This window comes from Bradyrhizobium sp. ISRA430, assembly GCF_029909975.1.
GTDB lineage: Bacteria > Pseudomonadota > Alphaproteobacteria > Rhizobiales > Xanthobacteraceae > Bradyrhizobium.
Genome location: NZ_CP094516.1, coordinates 5,728,286 through 5,746,017, shown reverse-complemented (window position 1 = coordinate 5,746,017; position 17,732 = coordinate 5,728,286). Strand labels below are relative to the sequence as shown.

General features: G+C 64.5%; 14 protein-coding genes and 1 pseudogene. 8 read left to right on the top strand and 7 right to left on the bottom strand.

What is annotated here, in order from left to right; translation table 11 throughout:
- The first annotated feature begins 26 nt into the window (after positions 1 to 26).
- The 3 genes from MTX21_RS27295 (at position 27) to MTX21_RS27285 (ending at position 2,539) form a co-directional block, all read left to right on the top strand.
- Positions 27 to 164 (top strand): hypothetical protein, encoded by a 138-nt coding sequence (locus tag MTX21_RS27295; RefSeq protein WP_280967750.1) that lies wholly within the window; start codon positions 27 to 29, stop codon positions 162 to 164.
- Between the two features lie 149 nt (positions 165 to 313).
- Positions 314 to 1,465, top strand: a complete 1,152-nt coding sequence (locus MTX21_RS27290) for a lactonase family protein (RefSeq protein WP_280967749.1) — start codon at positions 314 to 316, stop codon at positions 1,463 to 1,465.
- 183 nt (positions 1,466 to 1,648) lie between these two features.
- Positions 1,649 to 2,539 (top strand): HlyD family efflux transporter periplasmic adaptor subunit, encoded by an 891-nt coding sequence (locus tag MTX21_RS27285; RefSeq protein ID WP_280967748.1) that lies wholly within the window; start codon positions 1,649 to 1,651, stop codon positions 2,537 to 2,539.
- A 124-nt stretch (positions 2,540 to 2,663) separates the two neighbouring features.
- Here the strand turns inward: MTX21_RS27285 and MTX21_RS27280 are convergent, their stop codons facing one another.
- Entirely contained in the window at positions 2,664 to 3,515 is an 852-nt protein-coding gene (locus tag MTX21_RS27280; RefSeq protein WP_280967747.1) for a caspase family protein, read from the bottom strand.
- 427 nt (positions 3,516 to 3,942) lie between these two features.
- Here MTX21_RS27280 and MTX21_RS27275 point away from each other — a divergent pair, with 427 nt between their 5' ends.
- The 4 genes from MTX21_RS27275 (at position 3,943) to MTX21_RS27260 (ending at position 10,254) form a co-directional block, all read left to right on the top strand.
- Entirely contained in the window at positions 3,943 to 5,673 is a 1,731-nt protein-coding gene (locus MTX21_RS27275; protein ID WP_280967746.1) for a hypothetical protein, read from the top strand.
- 163 nt (positions 5,674 to 5,836) lie between these two features.
- On the top strand, positions 5,837 to 6,562 hold the full coding sequence (locus MTX21_RS27270) for a thermonuclease family protein (protein WP_280971170.1): 726 nt from the start codon (positions 5,837 to 5,839) through the stop codon (positions 6,560 to 6,562).
- 107 nt (positions 6,563 to 6,669) lie between these two features.
- Positions 6,670 to 7,857, top strand: coding sequence for an aminotransferase class V-fold PLP-dependent enzyme (locus MTX21_RS27265; RefSeq protein ID WP_280967745.1), 1,188 nt, complete (start codon positions 6,670 to 6,672; stop codon positions 7,855 to 7,857).
- Between the two features lie 273 nt (positions 7,858 to 8,130).
- On the top strand, positions 8,131 to 10,254 hold the full coding sequence (locus MTX21_RS27260; RefSeq protein ID WP_280967744.1) for a S9 family peptidase: 2,124 nt from the start codon (positions 8,131 to 8,133) through the stop codon (positions 10,252 to 10,254).
- Positions 10,255 to 10,452: 198 nt separating this feature from the next.
- Here the strand turns inward: MTX21_RS27260 and MTX21_RS27255 are convergent, their stop codons facing one another.
- From MTX21_RS27255 to MTX21_RS27230, 6 genes and pseudogenes are all read right to left on the bottom strand, one after another.
- Positions 10,453 to 11,544 carry an SMP-30/gluconolactonase/LRE family protein gene (locus MTX21_RS27255; RefSeq protein WP_280967743.1) on the bottom strand — a complete coding sequence of 364 codons (1,092 nt, stop codon included), beginning with the start codon at positions 11,542 to 11,544 and terminating at the stop codon, positions 10,453 to 10,455.
- An 84-nt stretch (positions 11,545 to 11,628) separates the two neighbouring features.
- The gene (locus MTX21_RS27250) at positions 11,629 to 12,348 is read right to left on the bottom strand and encodes a ribonuclease activity regulator RraA (protein WP_280967742.1); all 720 of its coding nucleotides are present in this window, start codon (positions 12,346 to 12,348) and stop codon (positions 11,629 to 11,631) included.
- A gap of 147 nt (positions 12,349 to 12,495) precedes the next feature.
- On the bottom strand, positions 12,496 to 14,232 hold the full coding sequence (gene araD / locus MTX21_RS27245) for an L-arabinonate dehydratase (protein WP_280967741.1): 1,737 nt from the start codon (positions 14,230 to 14,232) through the stop codon (positions 12,496 to 12,498).
- A complete protein-coding gene (locus tag MTX21_RS27240) occupies positions 14,229 to 15,092 on the bottom strand; it encodes an ABC transporter permease (protein ID WP_280967740.1) in 864 nt (287 codons plus the stop codon). The genes araD and MTX21_RS27240 overlap by 4 nt, the downstream gene beginning before the upstream one ends.
- Before the next feature lie 11 nt (positions 15,093 to 15,103).
- A pseudogene (locus MTX21_RS27235) lies at positions 15,104 to 15,864 on the bottom strand (ABC transporter ATP-binding protein).
- Positions 15,864 to 16,883 (bottom strand): ABC transporter substrate-binding protein, encoded by a 1,020-nt coding sequence (locus tag MTX21_RS27230; protein WP_280967739.1) that lies wholly within the window; start codon positions 16,881 to 16,883, stop codon positions 15,864 to 15,866. The pseudogene MTX21_RS27235 and the gene MTX21_RS27230 overlap by 1 nt, the downstream one beginning before the upstream one ends.
- A 94-nt stretch (positions 16,884 to 16,977) precedes the next feature.
- Here MTX21_RS27230 and MTX21_RS27225 point away from each other — a divergent pair, with 94 nt between their 5' ends.
- Positions 16,978 to 17,694: a GntR family transcriptional regulator gene (locus MTX21_RS27225; protein ID WP_280967738.1), complete on the top strand. Its 717-nt coding sequence runs from the start codon at positions 16,978 to 16,980 to the stop codon at positions 17,692 to 17,694.
- Positions 17,695 to 17,732: the final 38 nt, after the last annotated feature.

The following is a 17,732-nucleotide window of genomic DNA, read 5'->3' as shown; positions in this document are numbered from 1 at the left end:
ATCTTCGGCGGACGGATTTTGACCTGATGCGCAAGCAACTCGTCACCTGGACCATCCTGACCTCGGTGCTGGTCGCGGTCGCCGTGTGGGCCGTGCTCGGGCCCCCCGAACATACCGCAGGCCCGCATTTGCCCTCGCATAGTCTTGCAGCGGCGGTGCGGTAGCGATCACGCGCCCACCGGTCTGCGACTGCAACCGATACGATTTCAGCATCGATCAATTCCAATTGGAATTTGGTGCGGCCGCGTCGCGCCCGCTATCCTCGCCGCAAAACGATAGCGCCGCATCCGGCACGCTCGATCAGGAGGAGCCCATGTTCAGACCGACATTCAGACCTGCCCGCCGCATCGCATCCGCACCGCCACGCGCTGCAATCGCGATCCTCGTCGCTTTCCTCATCCTCGTTTCCGGAGCCGGCGCCAGCATGGCAGAAACCTTCGCCTATGTCGGCAACGCCGACAGCAATGACATCAGCGTGTTCAAAGTGGCCGAGAATGGCGAGATGACGCCGGTGCAAACGGCCGCCTTCAAAGGCGTCGAAAAGCCCGGGTCCTCGACGCCGCTCGCGATCACGCCCGACCATCGCGTGCTGATCGCCGGCGTGCGCTCGCAGCCTTTCCAGGCGGTGAGCTTCGCGATCGATCCGAAGACCGGCCAACTCAGCCACATCGGTAACGGACCGCTCGCCGACAGCATGGCCAACATCGCAATCGACCGGAGCGGCAAGTTCCTGTTCAGCGCCTCCTATGGAGGCAACAAGGTCGCGCTGAATCCGCTGCTTGCGAACGGCGTCGCCGGCGAGTCCAAGCAGGTGATCCCGACCGGGCCGAACGCGCATGCTTTCCTGCCCTCGCCCGACAACCGGTTCGTGTTCGCGACCAATCTCGGATCCGACCAGGTGCTGAGCTTCGCGTTCGACGCCACGACCGGCGTGCTCGCGCCGAGCGATCCGCCGGCGATCAAGGTGCCGGAAAAATCGGGACCGCGGCACTTCGTGTTTCATCCGAGCGGCAAGTTCGTCTATCTCGTCCACGAGCTGAACGGCGACGTCGCGGCGTTCGCTTACGAGACGAAGAGCGGCGCATGGACCGAGATCCAGCGCACCACCGCACTGCCCGAAGGTTTTACCGGCAAAGCATCTGATAAAAAACCTTGGGCCGCCGACATCCACATCACTCCCGACGGCCGCTTCCTCTACGCCTCCGAGCGCACCACAAATACGCTCGCGGCCTACAGGGTCGACCCGGCCAGCGGCAAGCTGACCACGATCGGCAGCGTGCCGACCGAGAAACAGCCCCGGGGCTTCAACATCGATCCCACGGGCCACTATCTCGCCGCCGTCGGCGAACTGTCCGACAGCATGACGGTCTATGCCATCGACCAGAGCAGCGGCGCGCTGAGCAAGCTGAAGTCCTATCCCACCGGCAAGAAGCCGAACTGGGTGGAGTTTTTGAGCCTGCCGTGAGGAACGGGTGTTACCCTCCAGGGGAGGGTAAGAAGCAGCGAACCTCGTCTTCATTCCGGCGACTAATCCAACGGGCGGCACCGCGCTGCCTGTGTCGCCGCGGCATTGTCGGGGGCCGGCCCATGGCCGGACGTGCGCGCTTCTGCTATCGATGGGGCCTCAAACGCCCAACCGGAATGATCTATGCGTCCATTGCCTGCGCGTTCCTTTTCCAGACAACTCGTTGCCCTTGCCGGACTGTTGGCGCTGTCCACGCAGGCGGCGCCTGCCGCCGATGACGATGCGCCCAAGGGGCCGGCCGTCACGGTGCTGAAGGTGGCCAAGTCGTGCTTCTCCGACATCGTCGAGGCCACCGGCACGATCGTCGCGCGCGAGGAGACCTCGGTGCGGCCCGAACGTCCCGGGTTGAAGGTGACGGAGGTGTTGGCGGAAGCCGGCGACACCATCACGGCCGGCCAGGTGATGGCGCGTCTCGCGCCGCCTGAAGGCGGCACGATTCAGGTCACCGCGCCGGTCGCCGGGGTGATCGCGACATCGACGGCGCAGATCGGCGCGCTCGCCTCGGCCAAAGGCGAGGCGCTGTTCACGATCGTGGCGCGCAGCGAATACGATCTCGTCGCCCTGGTGCCGACCAGCGATGTCAGGAAGCTCGCGGTCAATCAGCCGGCCACGGTGCGCATCGCCGGCGCCGGCGATATCGACGGCAAGGTGCGCCGCATCGGGCCGACCGTCGAGCCGAACATCCAGCAGGGCATGGTGTATATCGGGATCTCGTCACCGCGCCGGCTCCTGCTCAACGCCAGCGGGCGGGCGCTGATCAAGACCGGGCAGAGCTGCAACATCGCGGTGCCGCTGACCGCCGTGCAGTACTCCTCCGCCGGCACCGTGGTGCAGGTGATCCGGCGCAACCGCGTCGAGACCAAGCGCGTCGAGATCGGATTGATGTCGGGCGGCAATATCGAGGTCCGCGATGGCCTCAACGAAGGCGACATCGTCGTCGCCCGCGCCGGCGCGCTCTTGCGCGAAGGCGATCCCGTGCGGCCCGTGATGGCGAGCGCGGAAGCAGCGAAGTAGGAAAAGAAACGGAATAGGCGGCCACATTCGTCATTGCGAGCGCAGCGAAGCAATGACGGCCTAGATGCAGGAGCGATTGTGGGCACGGCGCCTTTGCCCACCCTGCAATCTGCTGAGAGAGAAACTAGCCGCCTGCTTCGTTGAGCTGGATATCTTCGAGCAGCGAGGAGGAGACGGTCGGAACCTGGTCGCCTTCGGACGCGCGGGAGATGGCGACGCGGGTCTTGTTGAAGACTGCTTCGGCGCCGGCCTTCGTGTTGAGATTGTTGAGGAGCTCGCTGACCAGCACGCTGTGCTCGCCCTTGCCGTCGTCGGCGACCTTGCCGGGCGAGGCGGAGGAGAGGATCAGCGCATTGTCGGGCGCGCTGATCGGCGCAAGACCATGCGAGTAGGAGCGGAAGCGGCGCTCATAGGGGTTGCGGCGGGAGGCGTCGACGACGACGAGCTTGGCCTTGGCGCCCTGCTCCTTCATCATCTCGAGCACGCCGTCGATGGAGACACCATTGCGGCGAACGTCGCTCTCCTTCCAGATCACGGCATCGACCGGCAGCATGTAGCTCTCGCGGCCGGCCTGCACGCCATAGCCGCCGAAGAACAGCATGACGACGCTGTCGCGCGTGATCCTGGATTTCAGGCGATTGACCGCGCGGACCATGTCGTCCTTGCTGGCGTCCTCCACCATGTCGACGTCAAAGCCGTTCTTGCGCAGCGCCGACGACAGCGCGCGCGCGTCGTTGATCGACTGCGTCAGCGGCGCATTGGCGTCGGGATAGTGACCATTGCCGATGATGAGGGCCAGGCGCGAGGTCTGGCCGAGCGAGCCCGTGACCTGCTCGGTCGAGACTGCGGCCTTGGCGGCGTCGAGGGAACGCATGTTGAGGGCAGCGTGGGCGCCGATCGCGAGCGACACGGTGCCGATGAGGGCCGCGACAACCGCAATCGTCCGTCGGGAAATGTCGAGCTGCCTTACATTCATCTCGGTTCATTCCTGTCAGTGCCAAAGACCGTCCAAGCGCGCGCACACTGGTTGAGTAGCGCGATGGCGTCTTTAGGTTTGAGGGATTGGCCGGGGATGTGTCCCCGAATTGCGCGCAATTTGCGGCGCCGCACCAAACAAACCCTTAACCGGATATCGCCTCCCCGGCAATAGATTGCCCAAAATTTGATCTAAGCTACTGAAGATATTAGTTAATTCTCAAAGGCGGCTTGGCGGATTTTTTCACCCTGCGGCCCCCTCCCGGGGCTCGGTCATGCGATTGCCTTGCCAAGTTTTTACGTGACCTCCGTCACATTTGTTTTTCCCGCGAATCCGGGTAGCTTTTTCAAAGACTTGCAGGGGGGTGGCGCGCGACTGGGACCGTGCGCGCCGAAAGCCCCGGCAAGGCCCCGCGACCAGGAATTTCATGAGCTTTCATTATTTCGCCGGCGCCGCCTGCCGGGCGCTGACGGCGCCGAAGGACGGCCCCTCGCTTTATGACGTCTGCGATCCCGTGCTGGCGGATCCGGCCAGCGGCGATCCGCATCTGGCAAAATTCTACAAGACCGCGCTCGGCAATCCCGCACTGCGGATCCTGCTCCGCCGTGCCGGGCTGCCCGAGCTATGCGACCAGGCCCGCCTCACCCGGCTCCGCGAAGCGCTGGTCCGCGCCCGCGACGACGCCGAACCCGATTGGGCGGCGGTCGGCCAGCCCGTCGCCGATCTCCTCGACAGCATCGCGCTCGATCACCCCAAGCCGCCGCCGGTGCCGTTCGCCGGCACCATGCCACAGCAATCACAGATCGACGGCGCGATCCGCGACTGCGCGCAGCATCTGTTGCGCTCGTTCCGCCAGAACGGATTCCTGCCGACCTATGCCGCCTTCAACTTGATCGGCGATCCCGACTTCCGCGGGCGCGAACTGATCATGGCAGTGACCGGCCTGAATTCCCGCGGCTACAAGAATTCGTCGCTGCTGTTCAATCTCGCCCGCGTCTTCATCGCGCGCTCGCAGGCGCGCGCGGTCATCAATCCGCCCTGGACCGGGATTGCCGAGCCGATGTGGGAGCCGGTGCAGATCCGCCACCGCTCGGCCTATTACGACGCGTTCTTCATCGAAGCGCTACTGAGCTATGTCGAGACAGGCCTGGCCTCGCCGGAGGACAAGGCGAGCGCGCAACGCGCGATCGCCGACATGGTCGATTTCTGCATCAACATCAGCCGCGAGGAGGTGCGCGGCACCGACGGCGCGCGCTTCGACGTCATCACCGCGCTGGCGCCGGCGCCGCATCCGCGCTTTTCCCGCTTCTTCGCGCAAATCAAGCAGGATCTCGGCTTCGGCATCTACGTGCCGGACTGCGACACCACGGCCTGCTCGATCTCCGCGGCGACGCAAGCGGGCTGTTCGGATCCGATCCTCGACCAGCCGCTTTTGGATTTCTATGCCGGCTACCAGGTGCGCGCGGGCGTCAACGAGCAGCGCGTCACTGTCCCGCTCAACGACAATATCGACTATGAGGGCGGCGTCGCGACCTGGATCGACAATCTCGCGGGCGAGCGGCCCTACGGCAACGATCTCGATCCGACGCTCAATCTCGATATTCTCGAGGTGAGTTTTCGCAACCTTGCGCGCTGGAAAATCCTGGAGACACCAGCGCGGCTTGCCACCGTGCATCGCATCCTCGGATTTCAGAAGCGGCTGGCTGCCAGCGGCGCCTTCGCCAATCCGCGCTCGCACATTTACTATCTGCCCGAGCTCTACAGCGCCTATTTCGGCCGCTGCTATGCGGCCTTCCTGTCGCTGCCGCTGGCGGCGCAGGCCGCGATCGATCCCGGCGGCGATTTCGATTTCATCCGCGCCCGCGTGCTCTCCTACGTCCAGGGCGAGCTGATGGCTGCCGAGATGAACGTGTTCGACGCAGCGCTGGCGCTGATCGCGCTCGGCCATCTCGGCGCCGACCCGCGCGCCTTTGCGCCGGCGCTGAACGTCATCATCGCCCAGATCGGTGAAGGCGGCCGCCGCGGTCCATTCCGCGCCTATGAATGGAACAAGATGAAGACGCCGACGCGGATTCTGGTCGGCGGCCCCGAGGTGACCTCGGCGTTCGTACTGATGGGGCTGGCGGTGGCACGGCGGCGAATGGTGAATGGCGAGTAGCGAATGGGGCGGCCCATGCTCTATTCGCCATTCCCTACTCGCTATTCGCCCCCGGGATGACAGGAAGTTGAAAGCCTATCTGTCAGGCAGGCGCTGGCCGGGCAGTCAAAAGCCGATCACAATCGCGCGGCTTATCGAGATTTTCCTTAATTTGCGGGCCGGCATGTTGCGAAAATTCCTGGTTGCGTTGTCCCTGATCGTCATCCCGTCGCTGGCGCAGGCCGCCGACATCACCGGAACCGCAAAAGTCCGCGCCGGCGATTTTGTCGTGATCGGAAACACGCGGATCCGGCTCGGCGGCATCGATGCGCCCTCGGTCGACCAGCTCTGCCTCAACACCAAGGGCGAACGCTGGACCTGTGGGGTCGCGGCGCGCGACGAGCTCGCCAAATTCACCGACGGCAAGAGCTGGGTCTGCCATGCCAGATCGATCGACCGGCGCGGCCGCACGGTGGCACGCTGCGAGGTCGGCGGCGAGGACATTCAGAAATGGCTGGTGCGCGGCGGCTGGGCGCTGGCCTACCCCCGCATGTCCCATGACTATGATGCCGACGAGGCGGCGGCGCGCGAGGTCAAGGCCGGCATGTGGCAGGGCGCCTTCATCGCGCCCTGGGACTGGCGCGTGCGCAACAAGAAGACCACCATCTTGGGCGCCACCAAGCCGCCCGAGGGCGCGCACGCGATCCTGCTCGCCTCGGCATCCGGCCCCGTGGCCCCCTCGCCCGACTGCACCATCAAGGGCAACGTCAACACCGCCGGCGAATGCATCTATCATACCCCGACCAGCCGCTGGTACACGCAGATCAAGATGAAGATCAGCAAGGGCACCCGCTGGTTCTGCTCGGTCGAGGAGGCGGAAGCCGCCGGCTGCCGCGAGACGCGGAGATAACCCACTTCAGACCTGCGTTTTACGTGCTTTTCCTCACTCCCTTCGGCGCGTAAAAGCGTGGGTAAGCAACCCATCAGCCTGTTCTCAAGCAACAAGGACAAACGACAATGACCGTTCGCGCGGGCCGGGAATTTCTGGCCATCCCCGGGCCCACTTCCATGCCCGACGAGGTGCTGCGGGCGATGCACCGTCCGGCGATCGACATCTACTCCAAGCAGATGACGGACCTGACCGAGAGCCTGATCAGCGACATCTCGAAGCTGTTTGCAACCAAGGGCAAGTCCTACATCTACATCTCCAACGGCCATGGCGCCTGGGAAGCGGCGCTCAGCAACGTGCTGTCGCGCGGCGACAAGGTGCTGGTGCTGGAAAGCGGCCGCTTCGCGGTCGGCTGGGGCAATGCCGCTGCGCTGATGGGCGCCGAGGTCGAGGTGCTCAAGGGCGATTGGCGCCGCGCGGTCCGACCGCACGAGGTCGAGGAGCGCCTGCGGCGCGACAAGGAGCACACGATCAAGGCGGTCGTCGTCGTCCAGGTCGATACGGCTTCCGGCGTGCAAAACGACATCGAGGCGATCGGCAAGGCAATCAAGGCGAGCGGTCACCCGGCGCTGTACATGGTCGACACCGTCGCCTCGCTCGGCTGCATGCCGTTCGAGATGGACAAATGGGGCATCGACGTCGCGATGTCCGGCTCGCAGAAGGGCTTGATGACGCCGCCCGGCCTCGGCTTCGTCGCCGCCAACGACCGCGCGCTGGAGGCGCACAAGAAGGCCAATATGAGCACGCCCTATTGGAGCTGGAGCGAGCGCGAGGGCACCGAGCACTACCGCAAATATGCCGGCACCGCGCCGGTGCATCTGTTGTTCGCGCTGCGCCAGGCGATCGACCTGCTCCACGAGGAAGGGCTCGAGCACGCCTTCCGCAGGCACAGCCTGCTCGGCGAAGCCGCGCGCCGTGCGGTCGCCTCATGGTCGGAAGGCCAGGTGCTCGGCTTCAACGTCACCGAAGCCAGCGAGCGGTCCAACACCGTGACCACGGTGACCATGGGTGGCGGCCATGATCCGGTGCTGCTGCAGCGCTATTGCAAGGACAAATGCGGCGTGGTGCTCGGCACCGGCATCGGCGACCTCTCCGGCCAGGCCTTCCGCATCGCCCATATGGGCCATGTCAATGCCCCGATGCTGCTCGGCACGCTCGGCGTGATCGAGATCGCCCTCAACGCGCTGAAGATCCCGCACGGCAGGGGCGGGCTCGAAGCGGCGGTCGCGTATCTCGGCGCGCAGGTGGAGGCGTAAGAGGAGACGGAGGCGCAAGCGCAACCACAAACTCCGCCGTCGTCCCGGCGAAGGCCGGGACCCATAACCACAGGGAGTGGTTGTGGCGCGAACTGGTAACCCCGAGTCTTCGCCAAACTATGCCCTGTGGTTATGGGTCCCGGATCTACGCTCCGCTACCGGACAGCGCTACGCGCTGTCCGGGACGACATTGGAGTGCTGGGTTCTTTAAATCCCCCTTCTCCGATCTGATATAGGTGCGAGATCCGCCAAGGACTCGCAACGAGGATCGATTTGCCCAAGACCACCAGCAGAACCGCCAGTAAGCCCCAGACCGCACCCACAGCCCCGCGCCGACCGCACTCCTTCACCCGGCATGGCATTACCGTCGCCGACGACTACGCCTGGCTGAAGGACGCGAACTGGCAGGAGGTGCTGCGCGACCCTGCGGTGCTGGATGGCGACATCCGCAAATATCTCGTTGATGAGAACGGCTATACCGAGAGCCTGCTCGGCCACACCGCACCGCTGCAGAAGACACTGGTGCGCGAGATGCGCTCCCGGATCAAAGAGGACGATTCCAGCGTCCCCTCGCCGGACGGCTCCTTCGCCTATTTCCGCAAATTCCGCGAGGGCGGGCAGCATGAATTGTTCGGCCGCATGCCGCGCGACGGCGGCGACAGCCATATCGTGCTCGACGGTGACGCCCTCGCCAAGGACCACAAATACTTCAAGTTCGGCGGCAGCCGGCATTCGCCGGATCACAAGCTGCAGGCCTGGAGCGCCGATACCAAGGGCTCCGAATATTTTTCGATCCGCGTGCGCGACTGGGCGACAGGTAGAGATTTTGACGACGTTGTCGAAGAGACCGACGGCGGCATCGTCTGGAGCAAGGATGCCAACAGCTTCTTCTATGTGAAGCTCGACGACAATCACCGCCCGATGCAGGTGTGGCGGCACCGACTCGGCACCAAGCAGGCCGACGACACCCTCGTCTATGAGGAACAGGATTCCGGCTGGTTCACCCATCTGCATGAGAGCACCAGCGGCCGCTTCTGTGTGATTGCCGGCGGCGATCACGAGACCTCGGAGCAGCGGCTGATCGATCTCGCAAATCCCGAGGCGCCGCCACGCCTGGTCGCGGCGCGCCAAGAAGGGGTGCAATATTCGCTCGCCGACCGCGGCGAAGAGCTCTTCATCCTTACCAACGCGGATGATGCCATCGACTTCAAGATCGTCACCGCGCCGCTGGCCTCGCCCGAGCGGGCGAACTGGCGCGATTTGATTCCCTATCGTCCCGGCATCTACATCATCGACATCGATCTCTATGCCGGTCATCTGGTGCGCCTGGAGCGCGCCAACGCGCTGCCGGCGATCATCATCCGCGACCTCGCGACAAGCGAAGAGCACGCGATCGCCTTCGACGAGGCGGCGTATTCGCTCGACACGACGGGCTCCTACGAATTCGAGACGACGAATTTGCGTTTCTCCTATTCGTCGATGACGACGCCGTCGGAGGTGTATGACTACGACATGGCCAAGCGCACGCGCGTCTTGCGCAAGCGTCAGGAAATCCCGTCCGGCCACAACGCCGCCGACTACGTCACCACCCGCATCATGGCGAAGGCACATGACGGCGCCGAGGTGCCAGTCTCGATCCTGCATCGGCGCGGACTGAAGCTCGACGGTGCGGCGCCGCTCTTGCTCTATGGCTACGGCTCCTACGGCATGGCGATGCCGGCCTCCTTCAGCGCCAACCGCCTGTCGCTTGTCGATCGCGGCTTCGTTTACGCCATCGCTCACATCCGCGGCGGCGCAGACAAGGGCTGGGGCTGGTATCTCGACGGCAAGCGCGGAAAGAAGACCAACTCGTTCGACGATTTCGCTGCGAGCGCACGCGCGCTGATCGATGCGAAATACACCAGCGCCAAGCGCATCGTCGGCCACGGCGGCTCGGCCGGCGGCATGCTGATGGGCGCGGTCGCCAACCGCGCCGGCGAGCTGTTCGCCGGTATCGTCGCGGAAGTACCGTTCGTCGACGTGCTCAACACCATGCTCGACGACTCACTTCCGCTGACGCCGCCGGAATGGCCGGAATGGGGCAACCCGATCGAGAGCGAAAAGGATTTTCGCACCATCCTGTCCTACTCGCCTTACGACAACGTCTCGGCCAAAGACTATCCGGCAATCCTGGCGATGGGTGGGCTGACGGATCCGCGCGTCACCTACTGGGAGCCCGCCAAATGGATCGCCCGGCTGCGCGCCACCATGAGCGGCGGCGGCCCGGTCCTGCTGCGCACCAACATGGGCGCCGGCCACGGCGGCGCCTCCGGCCGTTTCGATCGCCTCGACGAAGTCGCGATCGTCTATGCGTTTGCGCTGTGGGCGGCGGGGATGGCGGATGAGGCGGTGATGTGAGGCTCCGACGTTCCCACGCACTCATCTCGTCGTCCCCGCGAAGGCGGGGACCCATAGCCCCAGGGAGTGGTTGCGGCGCGAGCTGCTAACTCCAGTCTTCGCCAACCCAATCCTGTGGTCGTGGGTCCCGGGCTCGCGCTTTGCGCGCCCCGGGACGACATCGTGATTGAGGCGCCAGCTACCGCGCAATAGCAAAGCTCACACCGCCCCATGCGCTTCCACATAGAGCGCATAGACGGAATGGCAGCTTGCCATATAGAGGCGGTTGTTCTTCGGACCGCCGAAGCAGAGGTTGGCGCAACGCTCGGGCAGCTTGATGAAGGCGAGCGGCTTGCCTTCGGGGTTGAACACCATCACGCCGTCGAGATCTTCGGGCTTGCCCTTGAGCTGAAACACCCTGCGACCGCCGACATCGCTCGGTTCGGCTTGCAGCGCGCCGTTCGAGCCCCAGCCGCACCACAGATTGCCGTCGCGATCGACACGGAAGCCGTCGAGCGAGCCCTGGTCGGCGGCGTCGATCAGCTTGGTCTTGCCGCTGAGGCTACCATCGTCGCCGACGCTGTAGCTCCAGATGCTGCGGTTGGGCGTACCCTTCCATTCGACGATATAGAGCTTCTTCTCGTCCGGCGAGAAGGCGAGACCGTTCGGATTGACGAGATCGGTGAGCACCGCGCTGAGCTTGCCGTCCTTGGCGATGCGGTAGACGTTGGTGGTGGCCTGCTCCGGCTTTTCCTTCTTGCCTTCCCACTCGCCATTGATGCCGAAGGTGGGATCGGTGAACCAGATGCTGTCGTCGGACTTCACAACGATATCGTTCGGCGCATTCAGTCGCTTGCCCTCGAACTTGTCGGCCAGCACCGTGATCTTGCCGTCCTTCTCGGTGCGGGTGATGCGGCGGGTGACGGAGTGCTCGCAGGTGACGAGACGCCCCTGGCGGTCACGCGCATTGCCATTGGCGTAGTTGGCGTTGCTGCGGAACACGCTGGTCTGTCCGGTCTTCTCGTCGAACTTCATGATCCGGTTGTTGGGGATGTCGGAGAACAGGAGATAGCCGCCCTCCGGGAAATAGGCCGGCCCTTCGGCCCAGCGCATGCCGGTCGCGACCTGCTCCAGCGTGCTCGAATACAGCCGATATTTTGCGAAGCTTGGATCGAGGATCTGGACGGCGGGATCCGGATAGCGCTGGTTCGGCGTGAACGGGAAAGACTGCGCGCCGGCGGCGCGGGCAAGCAGTGTGGAAGCCGCTGCCGCCCCAGCACCGGCCAAGAGATCGCGTCGTGTTAGATTCATTTGAGTTCCTCCCTGGTTGGCTTGGACCGGCACTTGGCTGGCCGGCCCGCTTGTCGATGCGGAATGATGCCGGCGCGGACAACCCTAGCGGCCGTTCTTCTTCCGCCACGCCGCGAAATCAGTCATCGTCTGCGGGTCGGTGGCCGGATAGAGGCCGAAGATACCGCGGCCATTGCCGACTTCCTCGGCGACGAAATCCTCGAACGCGGTCATCTCAAACGTCTCGTTGGCGATCTCGTCGGCGAGATGGGCGGGGATGACGATGACGCCGTCGGCATCGCCGAGAATGACGTCGCCGGGAAACACCGGGGCATCGCCGCAGCCGATCGGGACGTTGATCTCGATCGCCTGGTGCAGCGTCAGATTGGTCGGCGCTGAGGGGCGGTGATGGAAGGCGGGGAAACCGAGCTTTGCAATCTCGGCGGAATCGCGAAAACCGCCATCGGTGACGACGCCAGCGACGCCGCGCTTCATCAACCGCGTCACCAGGATTGCGCCGGCGGAGGCCGCGCGCGCGTCCTTGCGGCTGTCCATCACCAGCACCGCGCCGGGCGGGCAATCCTCGACCGCCTTGCGCTGCGGATGGGATCGGTCGCGGAACACGTCGATGGTGTTGAGGTCCTCGCGCGCCGGCATGTAGCGCAGCGTGAAGGCTTCGCCGACCATGGTCGGCTGGTCCGGACTCAAGGGGTGCACATCCTGGATCATCTGGATGCGCAGGCCGCGCTTGAACAGCGCGGTGGCGACGGTGGCGGTCGAGACGGTCTTGAGCTTGTCGCGGGTGGCGTCGCTGAGTTTTGTCATAGTGTACTCTCTCTTCTTCGTCGTTCCGGGGCGCTCCACTTGGCGCGAGCTATGGTGCGAAATTGCGCACCTGAGAATCCATACTCACGATCGTGGTTATGGATTCCGGGCTCGCCGCTTTCGCGGCGCCCCGGAATGACAGAGTGTTTAATAAATCGACGGCTCGCCGATCGGCGCGCCGAATCCGGTTTCCAGGAAGTCGAAGTCGCAGCCGTCGTTGGCCTGCATGATGTGCTTTGAGAACATCCAGCCATAGCCGCGCTCGAAGCGGCGCTCGGGCTGCTTCCAGGCGGCGCGGCGCTTGGCAAGCTCGGCCTCGGGAACATCGAGATTGATGGTGCGGGCAGCAACATCGAGCGTGATGCGGTCGCCGTTCTGCACCAACGCCAGCGGCCCACCGACATAAGATTCGGGCGCGACATGCAAGATGCAGGCGCCGTAGCTGGTGCCGCTCATGCGCGCGTCCGAAATGCGCACCATGTCGCGCACGCCCTGCTTCACCAGCTTCGTCGGGATCGGCAGCATGCCCCATTCCGGCATGCCCGGGCCGCCCTGCGGCCCCGCATTGCGCAGGATGAGGATGTGGTCTTCGGTGACGTCGAGGTTGGGATCGTCGACCGCCTTCTTCATCGACGGATAGTCGTCGAACACCAGCGCCGGTCCCGTGTGCTTGAGGAAGCGCGGCGCGCAGGCGCTCGGCTTGATCACGCAGCCGTCGGGCGCGAGATTGCCCTTGAGCACGGCGAGCGCGCCCTCCTTGTAGATGGGATTGTCGACGCTGCGGATGACATCCTCATTGTGCACCTCGGCGCCGTCGATGTTCTCGCCAAGCGTCTTTCCCGTGACGGTGATGCTGTCGAGATGCAGATGCGGCTTGATCCGGCTCATCAGCGCCGGCAGGCCGCCGGCATAGAAGAAGTCCTCCATCAGATAGGCATTGCCGCTGGGCCGGACATTGGCGATCACGGGCACCTCGCGGCTCGCCTTCTCGAAATCGTCGAGCCCGATGTCCTGGCCGGCACGGCGGGCCTGCGCGATCAAATGGATGATCGCATTGGTCGAGCAGCCCATCGCCATCGCCACCGCGATCGCATTCTCGAACGCCTTGCGGGTCTGGATCGTCTTCGGCGTCAGATCCTCCCACACCATCTCGACGATGCGGCGGCCGCATTCGCTGGCCATGCGGATATGGTTGGCATCGGCTGCGGGAATCGAGGAGGCGCCGGGCAGCGTCATGCCGATCGCCTCCGCAATCGCCGTCATGGTCGAGGCCGTGCCCATGGTCATGCAGGTGCCGTAGCTGCGGGCGATGCCGGCTTCGATATCGACCCAGTCCTTGTCGGAGATTTTTCCGGCCCGCCGCTCGTCCCAGTACTTCCAGCCGTCTGAGCCCGAGCCCAGCGTCTTGCCCTTCCAGTTGCCGCGCAGCATCGGGCCCGCCGGCAGGTAGATCGCCGGAATGTTCATCGAAGTGGCGCCTAACAGCAGCGCCGGCGTGGTCTTGTCGCAGCCGCCCATCAGCACCACGCCGTCGACGGGGTGACTGCGCAACAGCTCCTCCGCGTCCATCGCCAGCAGGTTGCGGTAGAGCATGGTGGTCGGCTTGAGCAGCGATTCCGACAGCGACAGCGCCGGCAGCTCCAGCGGCAGCCCGCCGGCCATCAGGATGCCGCGCTTGACGTCGTCGACGCGCGACTTGAAGTGCATATGGCAGGGCTGCGCGTCGGACCAGGTGTTGAGGATCGCGATGATCGGACGGTCCTTCCACTCCTCCGGTGCGTAGCCCATCTGCATGGCGCGGGAGCGGTGGCCGAAGGAGCGTAAGTCGTCAGGTGCGAACCAGCGTGCGCTGCGGAGTTGGTCGGGCGTTTTCTTATTGGTCATGATTGGGTGCCCCATTTCTGCACGGTATTCCGCTCGATCGCGCGGAAGATCAGGTTCTCGACAAAGAGCCCGATGATAATCACGGTCAACAGTCCTGCGAAGACCGCAGGTATGTCGAGCAGGTTGCGGTTTTCGAAGATGAACCAGCCGAGCCCGCCCTGCCCTGACGAGACGCCGAACACCAGCTCGGCCGCGATCAGGGTGCGCCAGGCGAACGCCCAGCCGATCTTCAGGCCGGTGAGGATCGAGCCGAAGGCGGCCGGGATCAGGATCTTGGCGACATAGGGCAGGCCGCGGAGACCGTAATTGCGTCCGACCATGCGCAGCGTGTTGGACACGCTCTTGAAGCCGGAGTGGGTATTGAGCGCGACCGGCCACAGCACCGAATGGATCAGAACGAAGACAAGGCTGGCATTGCCGAGCCCGAACCAGATCAGGGCCAACGGCAATAGCGCGATCGCGGGCAGCGGGTTGAACATCGCCGTGATGGTTTCGAGGAAATCGGTCCCGATACGGGTGGAGATCGCGAGCACGGTGAAGATCGCCGCAAGCGCGATGCCCGCGGAATAGCCCATGAACAGCACCTTCAGCGAGGTCCAGGCGCGCAGGGGAATGGTGCCGTCCTTGACGCGCTCGAACAAGGTGACAAACGTCTCATGCAGCGTCGGGAACAGCAGCGGATTGTCGAGATAGACGCCATAAGCTTCCCAGGCCGCCGCCAGGAACAGGATGATGACGGTCTTGCGGACGAAACCGTCGTTCCACAACAACTCAACGACGCTCAACTTGCGCTCGACTTCGCCCGCGCTGGCGACAGCAGCCGTCGGCGCGGCTCGCAACAAAATTCTCGCTTCGCCCATGACAGGCTCCCTCAATGCGCCGTCGCGTCGGACGAGAACAGGAGATCATGAATCTCCTTCTCCAGCCGTCCGGCGCCGCCATCGTCATTCGAGACCCGGTCGACATCGACCACCTCGGCCTTGACGCGGCCCGGATGCGGCGACAGCAAGAGAATACGGTTGCCGATCCGAATCGCCTCCGCGATCGAATGGGTGACGAACAGCACGGTGAATTTGGTCTCGCCCCAGAGCTGGAGCAGCTCGTCCTGGCAGGTGCGGCGCGTCAGCGCGTCGAGCGCCGCGAACGGCTCGTCCATCAGGAGAATGTCGGGCTCCATCGCCATGCCGCGCGCGATCGCGACGCGCTGCTTCATGCCGCCGGAGAGCGTGTGCGGATAGGCATCGACCACGCGGGTGAGGCCGACCTTCTCGATATAGGCCCGCGCTCGCTGCTCGGCCTCCTTGCGCGACAGCCGCCGCGCGGTGAGCAGGGGAAACATCACGTTGGCGAGCACGGTCTTCCAGGGCAGGAGCTGGTCGAATTCCTGGAAGATCATCATGCGGTCGGCGCCGGGACCGTGGATCTGCCGATCGTTGATCGTCATCCGGCCTTCACTCGGCACCATATAGCGCCGGCCGCCTTCAGCAGCGTCGACTTGCCGCAACCGGAGGGCCCGAGCAGCACGAAGCGGTCGGACTTGTCGACGGTGAAGGAGACCTTTTCGGTGGCGGTGACGACAGCGCTCGCGGTCTTGTAGCGCAGCGTCACCCCGCTGACATCGAGCAACGCCATCAGTTGCCCTTCAGGTCGTGCGCGACGGGGAGGTAGTAGTCCGTCCATGCCTTGGGCTGCGTCTTCAGCGTGCCGGTCCGATACAAATGCGCGGCGAACTTCATCGTGCCCTGCGGCTCGAGGTTCCACTCCATCATGCCGGGCTGCTTCAGGAGGTCGAGCAGCTCCTCGACCGAGGTCTTGTCGCCGGTGATCTCCTTGTAGATCTCGACGGCCTGCTTCGTGTCGCTGCGGATCAGGTCCTGCGCTTCCTTGGTCGCATCACGCACCGCCTGGATGATCTTGGGATTGGCGTCGGCGAATTTCGTCGAGGTGAAAAACTGCGCCTGGCTGAGCGGGCCGCCCATCACGTCCGGCGAGTTCAGCACGACATGCGCTCCCGGCACATTCTTCAGCTCGAGGAAGGTGAACGGCGGAATCGAGAAGTGGTTGCGCACCTCGTGCTTGGGATTGGACAGCGCCGCATAGGCATCGGGATGACCGAGCTGCACGGTGTTGGCATCGAGCTTCGACCACTGGTCGGCGCCGAACATTTCTGCGGCGGCGATCTGCAGCACGATGGCCTGCGTGGAGACCTTGACGGTCGGCACCGCGATCTTGTCAGCGGGGCCAAAATCCTTGATCGACTTGATATTGGGATCGCGGCTGATCAGTGTCATCGGCTGCGCCGAGGTCGCGACGATACCCTTGACGCCGCCGCGCGTGCGATCCCACAGCAAGAGCAGATTGCCGGTGCCGGTGTTGAGGATGTCGACGCCGCCCGCGAGCAGCGCATCGGTCTGGGCGCCGCCGCCAGAGAAGGTGACCCATTTGGTGGTGACACCGGGCACACCGAGGCTGGCTGCGTGCTCCTCGATGAGCTTCTGCTTCTCCATGATGTGGCTCGGCATGTAGAAGATGCCGGGCTGTCGCGACAGCGAGATCTCGGATTTCTGCTGCGCCTCTGCCGTGGTCGCCGACAGTACAGTCGCGGCGATCAGGGCGACGGCGGCAAGGCCGGACTTCAATTGCGTCATCATTGTTGATCGTTTCCTCCGGAGAGCGGTGAGGTACGTTGACCCCGCTGATGCACTAATGTATTAGTGCAAAGGCAAGCGCGCCGGAACAGCAGTCATGGAAGTGTCCCCTACCGCGCCCCGCGCGGCTTCCCGCCCCGGTCCCCGGCTCGACCGCGCCCGCCAGGCCGCGCCGCAGGTGTTCGAGCGGCTGCGCAATGCGATCCTCGCCCTTGAGCTGCCGCCGGGCTCACCCCTCTCGCGTGCTGAGCTGGCCGCACAGTTCGGCGTCAGCTCGACGCCGGTTCGCGATGCCTTGATGCGCCTCGAGGAGGAAGGGCTGGTCGACGTGTTCCCGCAACACGCGACCGTCGTCAGCCGCGTCGATGTCGGCCGCGCCCAGCAGGCACATTTCCTGCGTCAGGCCCTCGAGCTCGAGATCGTGCGGCTGCTCGCGGCAAGTCGCGACTCATCCCTCATCATCCGCCTCGATCACGCGATCGCGCTCCAGCAGCAATTCGCCAAGGCTGGCGACTTCGAAAGCTTCATGGCCGCCGACAACGATTTCCACGCCCAGCTCTATGCCGCCGCCGGCAAGCAGGAGCTCTGGACCCTGGTGCGCAGCCGCAGCGGACATATCGATCGGCTGCGTCGGCTGCATCTGCCCTCGCCCGGCAAGGCCCAGAACATCCTGCGCCATCACAAGCTGATCACACGGGCCATCGAGGCCGGCGATGCAGACGCCGCACAGCAGCATCTGCGCACCCATCTGTCGGGAACGCTGAGCGAGTTGGACAAGATCCGCGCCCGCCATCCCGAATATCTCAGCGATTAGGGCGCCGGCCGGCAGCGGGCTGCCCGTATGCACGCAGG

Excerpts from the sequence above, each read along its gene's own strand:
- MTX21_RS27295 (WP_280967750.1), top strand. The coding sequence starts at position 27 with ATGCGCAAGCAACTCGTCACCTGGACCATCCTGACCTCGGTGCTGGTC.
- MTX21_RS27290 (WP_280967749.1), top strand. The coding sequence starts at position 314 with ATGTTCAGACCGACATTCAGACCTGCCCGCCGCATCGCATCCGCACCG.
- MTX21_RS27285 (WP_280967748.1), top strand. The coding sequence starts at position 1,649 with ATGCGTCCATTGCCTGCGCGTTCCTTTTCCAGACAACTCGTTGCCCTT.
- MTX21_RS27280 (WP_280967747.1), bottom strand. The coding sequence starts at position 3,515 with ATGAATGTAAGGCAGCTCGACATTTCCCGACGGACGATTGCGGTTGTC.
- MTX21_RS27275 (WP_280967746.1), top strand. The coding sequence starts at position 3,943 with ATGAGCTTTCATTATTTCGCCGGCGCCGCCTGCCGGGCGCTGACGGCG.
- MTX21_RS27270 (WP_280971170.1), top strand. The coding sequence starts at position 5,837 with ATGTTGCGAAAATTCCTGGTTGCGTTGTCCCTGATCGTCATCCCGTCG.
- MTX21_RS27265 (WP_280967745.1), top strand. The coding sequence starts at position 6,670 with ATGACCGTTCGCGCGGGCCGGGAATTTCTGGCCATCCCCGGGCCCACT.
- MTX21_RS27255 (WP_280967743.1), bottom strand. The coding sequence starts at position 11,544 with ATGAATCTAACACGACGCGATCTCTTGGCCGGTGCTGGGGCGGCAGCG.
- MTX21_RS27250 (WP_280967742.1), bottom strand. The coding sequence starts at position 12,348 with ATGACAAAACTCAGCGACGCCACCCGCGACAAGCTCAAGACCGTCTCG.
- araD (WP_280967741.1), bottom strand. The coding sequence starts at position 14,232 with ATGACCAATAAGAAAACGCCCGACCAACTCCGCAGCGCACGCTGGTTC.
- MTX21_RS27240 (WP_280967740.1), bottom strand. The coding sequence starts at position 15,092 with ATGGGCGAAGCGAGAATTTTGTTGCGAGCCGCGCCGACGGCTGCTGTC.
- MTX21_RS27230 (WP_280967739.1), bottom strand. The coding sequence starts at position 16,883 with ATGATGACGCAATTGAAGTCCGGCCTTGCCGCCGTCGCCCTGATCGCC.
- MTX21_RS27225 (WP_280967738.1), top strand. The coding sequence starts at position 16,978 with ATGGAAGTGTCCCCTACCGCGCCCCGCGCGGCTTCCCGCCCCGGTCCC.